This window comes from Planctomycetota bacterium (genome assembly GCA_035384565.1).
Taxonomy (GTDB): Bacteria; Planctomycetota; PUPC01; order DSUN01; family DSUN01; genus DAOOIT01.
Genome location: DAOOIT010000152.1, coordinates 1 through 2,204 on the forward strand (window position 1 = coordinate 1; position 2,204 = coordinate 2,204).

Sequence of the window (2,204 nt, forward strand, 5' to 3'; positions counted from 1 at the left end):
CCGTCCCACGCTCTCCGGCGACTGCCACGTCAGGCGCGCCAAACCCTGATGAGCCCGAAATGGGATAGCCCAGGGCAACGCCCTGGGAACCAGACCGCCCCGTGGCAGCCCTGAAAGGGCGGAATCGAGAGCTTCTATCTCGCCCCTTCAGGGCCGGACCCGTGAATCCCACTGAACCCAGGGCGTTGCCCTGGGCTATCCCATGCGAGCCCTTCAGGCTCCAGAGAAAACCACCCTGCCTACAATTCCGGCCCACACCCTTCTGCAATGGACGGGGACGCAATCTACTTCAGGCCTGTGCGGCGGCGGAGCCACTCGGGCGATTCGCCGACAGGCTGATAGCTGGGGCAGCGGGGATTCGTGGGGTAGACGCGCTTCACGAACTCGGCAACGGGCCGGCCCTCGAGCAGCAGGAGGTCGGGCAGCGGCGTGCCCGCGACGGCCGCGGCCGCGCACAGGCCGGCCGCGAAGCCGTCACACTCCTCCTCAAGGCTCGCCGCGGCGCTGCCGCCGCGGGCGGCGTGCACGGCCTCGTGGAAGACCCCTTCGGCCATGATCTCGTCGTCGCGCAGCGTCAGCCGGCCCCCGATCACCATCGCCTTGACGTAGAGGGCCTCGAAGCCGAGGAACTCGCGGCGGTAGAGCGCCTGAGGCCCGATGTCGGCGGCGAAGATCAGGCGACCGCGGGCGATGAAGCGGGTGATTGTGTCGGAGAGAATCCGCCCGCGCCGCGACTGGCCGAAGCCGGTGCCGGCCACTTTCGCGAGGATCGCCTGCACTTGGCGGATGCCCTGCTGCTGCACGTCGGGCGGCGCGGGGGCGGGCCGCCGCGAGCGCCGGTACATGTGGGCGGCCGCCATGCAGGCGACGCCGACAGCCAGGATGACGGCGAGACGGACTGGGGAGGTCCGGCGTCTGGCCACGCCCGTCCCCTGTCTGGGCGCAACGTGAAAGCTCTTGAGGAGGGGCCTGGGGAGGAACTTCTTTCCGGGAAGTTCCTCCCCAACCATTCTCTTACTTGTACTTTGCCTTCAGGCTTGTGCCTTTCTTGGCGCTCTGGCAGGCGAGGTCGAGGATGTGGATGGGCCGCCGCGCCCACTCGGGCGTGATGACGAGCGGCGTGCCCTTCACCAGGTGGTCGGCCACGTTCTGGTAGAGCTTCCAGCCCTCGCTCTCGGGGTTCTTGTACTTCTTGATCACCGTGGTGCCGTTCTCGTGGGTCGTCACCTCGCAGGTCTGCCAGTCCATCACCAGCGAGCCGAGGGTGCCCGTGGCCTCGAGCCAGCCGCGCTTGGGGTTGGAGTCGATGCTCGAGATCGTCAGCGTCACCCACGCGCCGCTGGTGAAGCGGGCGATGGCGAAGCCCTCGTCCTCGTTCGTGTCCTGCTTCCAGGCCGTCTTATCGGCCCAGAAGCCCTTGTGGGCGAAGCCGGTGACCTCGGCCAGTTCGGCGCCCTGGAGGATCTGGAGCGAGTATTCGAGCAGGTGGACGCCCCAGTCGTACAGGATGCCGCCCGAGATGCTCTTGGAGGTGCGCCACCAGTCGCCGGGCTTGCCGTAGCCGCCCATGTGGGCCTCGACGCGGAACACCTCGCCGATGACGCCGCTGCGGACGAGCTTCACCGCGTTCAGGATGCAGCCGTCCCAGTGGCGGTTGTGGTAGGTCGAGAGCACGCACCGGTTCTTCTTCGCCGCGGCGATCATCGCATCGCATTCGGCCGTGGTGATGGCGAAGGGCTTCTCGCACACCACGTGGCGGCCGGCGTTCAGGCACTGGATGGCCAGCTTGGCGTGCGTGTTGTGCGGCGTGATGATGGCGAGGACGTTGACATCCGACTTCTTGAGCATCGTGGCGACCGAGGTGTAGGTCTCGATGCCTGGGAACTCCTGCTCGGCCACCTTGAGGCGTTCGGGGTTCAGCTCGGCCACGGCCGTGGGCACCATGCCCGCGCGCTTCATCTCGTTGAGGTGGGCGCGGCCCATGTTGAATGCCCCGCCATAGCCGATGACCCCGCACTTGATCTCCTCTGGCTTCGCGAACCGCTTCACTCGATTAACTCCTTACTGGGGGATGAGGTCCCGCGCGCAATGCGCCACGCGGCTTATTCTAAGCGGGAGAGGCTTCCGGCGCAAGCAGTGAAGAAGGGACCTAAGCTCGACTTTCGCCAAAATGGAAGACGCCGAGAGCCCACGTGGTATGATGT

Annotated in this window: 2 protein-coding genes; both read right to left on the reverse strand. The window is 66.7% G+C overall.

Annotated elements, in window-relative coordinates; all coding sequences use genetic code 11:
- Positions 1-284 precede the first annotated feature (284 nt).
- Positions 285-923, reverse strand: coding sequence for a hypothetical protein (locus PLE19_23985; protein HPD18008.1), 639 nt, complete (start codon positions 921-923; stop codon positions 285-287).
- A 91-nt stretch (positions 924-1,014) separates the two neighbouring features.
- A complete protein-coding gene (locus PLE19_23990; GenBank protein HPD18009.1) occupies positions 1,015-2,049 on the reverse strand; it encodes a Gfo/Idh/MocA family oxidoreductase in 1,035 nt (344 codons plus the stop codon).
- Positions 2,050-2,204: the final 155 nt, after the last annotated feature.